The following is a 2,162-nucleotide window of genomic DNA, read 5'->3' on the forward strand; positions in this document are numbered from 1 at the left end:
TTCGACTGCGCGCGCTTCCGGGCCAACGTGTTCCAGCAGCGCGGGTCGGTGTCGGCCGTGCTGCGCCACGTGCCCCTGGAGATCCCGCGCTTCTCGACGATCGGCCTGCAGGAGAGCCTGGTCAAACGGATGATCAACATCCCGAACGGGCTGATCCTGGTCACGGGACCCACCGGCTCCGGCAAGTCCACGACCCTGGCGAGCATCCTCGAGTACATGAACACCGTGGAGGGATACGCCAAGCACATCGTGACCATCGAGGACCCGATCGAGTTCCGCATGAAGAGCAAGCACTGCGTGATCGACCAGCGCGAGGTGGGCACCGACGTCCACGACTACACCGCCGGCCTGCGCGCGGCCCTGCGCCAGATGGCGCACGTGATCTTCGTCGGCGAGATGCGCGACCGCGCCACGATCGAGATCGCCCTGACCGCGGCCGAGACGGGCAACGTCGTGATCAGCACCCTGGCCACGCAGTCCGCGGCCAAGACCATCAACCGCATCATCGACGTCTTCCCGATCCAGGACCAGGAGGAGGTGCGCACGCGGCTGGCCCTGACGCTGCGCTGCGTGATCTCCCAGGTGCTGCTGCGCAAGCGCGACGGCCTGGGCCGCGTCGCCGCCCGCGAGGTGCTGTTCGTCACCAGCCCGGTGGCCAACCAGATCCGCGAGGGCAAGGTCCACATGATCAACAACGTCATCTCCAGCGGCTCGTCCGAGGGGATGTGCCTGCTGGACGACTCCCTGCTGCGCCTCTACCGCGAGGGCCTGGTCGACGCGGCCACGGTCCTGCCGCGCTTCATCGACCCCGAGAAGGCGCGCCAGATCGTGACGGGCTGACGTGGGCGCCCTGCCGTACATGGCTTCGGCCTCGGGACTGCCGGCGGGCCTCCTGCTCGCCGGCGCCCTGCTGCTGGGCCTGCTGTTCGGCAGCTTCCTGAACGTGGTGGCCTGGCGGCTGCCCCGGGGCGAATCGGTGGCCTGGCCGGGCTCCCGCTGCCCCGCCTGCGGCCACGCCGTGCGCCCCCGCGACAACCTGCCGCTGCTGAGCTGGCTGCTGCTGCGCGGACGCTGCCGCGACTGCGCCGCGCCCATCGACCCGCGCTACCCGCTGACGGAGCTGGCCGGCGGCCTGGCCGCCGTCGCCGCGCTGCTGGCCTCCCCCACCCCGGCGGCCGCGGGCGCCGTCTTGCTGCTGCTGCTGGCCATGATCGTCGTCTTCCGGATCGACCTCGACCACCGCCTGATCCTGGATGTCGTCACCCTGCCGGGCGTGGTCGTGGGCCTGCTGCTGTGCCCCCTGCTCGGCACGACGCGCCTCGACGCCCTGCTGGGCGCCGCCGGCGGCTGGCTGGTCCTGGAGGGGGTGCGCCAGGGCTACCGGCGCTGGCGGGGCCTGGACGGCCTCGGGGGCGGCGACGTCAAGCTGGCCGCCATGCTCGGCGCCTGGCTGGGCTGGCAGGGCGTGCTGCTGACCTTCCTGCTGGGCTCCCTGGTCGGCGCCGCCGTCGGGATCGCGCTGACCGCGCGCGGGAGCGCCGGGCGGCTCACCGCCCTGCCCTACGGCGTCTTCCTGGCCCCGGCCGCCGCCGTCGTCGTCTTCTGGGGCCGCGCCGCCTGGACCTGGTACCTCGGACTCTAGGCCGCCGCCGGGGCGGCCCCCTACCAGTGGTTGCTGTACATGAGCATCGGGAACGCGACGAAGCTGCCGCCGTCGCCGGTCAACGGCCGGAACCCGCTCAGGGAGAACGAGTGGCTGTCGCCGAACAGTCGCATGCCGAGGTTGATGAAGCCTTCGAGGTCGTCGCCCTCGTCCGCGAGCAGCGACGCGGAACTCAGGTACTCGACGAAGAGCTTGCCGCGCCGCGAGCTCTGGAAGTCGCCGCCGATGATGAAGACGAGCTCGGTGTCGCCGTCGTCGTCGAAGGTCTGGTTGACGGCGAGGTTCAGGCTCCGGCGCCGATCCCCGATGCCCGCCACCATCCCCACCGCCCCGAACTTGACCTCATCCAGCCGCGTGTAGCTGCCCGTGAGCGCCAGGCCGACCGGTTGCGTCTCACGGTCGGCCAGGCGCAGCTTGCCGCCCAGGGAGATCATCAGGACCTCGGACGAGACGGGGAACAGGGTGCCGACGCTCAGGTTGAAGGCGTCGGAGAGCGAGG

The 2,162-nt window shown here is 71.3% G+C and carries 3 protein-coding genes; 2 read left to right on the forward strand and 1 reads right to left on the reverse strand.

The window, feature by feature from the left end; all coding sequences use genetic code 11:
• Together Q7W29_13430 and Q7W29_13435 are read left to right on the forward strand one after the other, a co-directional pair.
• Positions 1–840 (forward strand): PilT/PilU family type 4a pilus ATPase (locus Q7W29_13430; protein MDO9172823.1); only part of this gene is annotated, 840 nt, incomplete at its 5' end.
• 1 nt (position 841) lies between these two features.
• Positions 842–1,642 (forward strand): A24 family peptidase, encoded by an 801-nt coding sequence (locus Q7W29_13435; protein MDO9172824.1) that lies wholly within the window; start codon positions 842–844, stop codon positions 1,640–1,642.
• A 20-nt stretch (positions 1,643–1,662) separates the two neighbouring features.
• On the opposite strand, the gene Q7W29_13440 is transcribed toward Q7W29_13435, so the two are convergent.
• Positions 1,663–2,162 (reverse strand): hypothetical protein (locus Q7W29_13440; protein ID MDO9172825.1); only part of this gene is annotated, 500 nt, incomplete at its 5' end.

This window comes from bacterium (genome assembly GCA_030654305.1).
GTDB lineage: Bacteria > Krumholzibacteriota > Krumholzibacteriia > LZORAL124-64-63 > LZORAL124-64-63 > PNOJ01.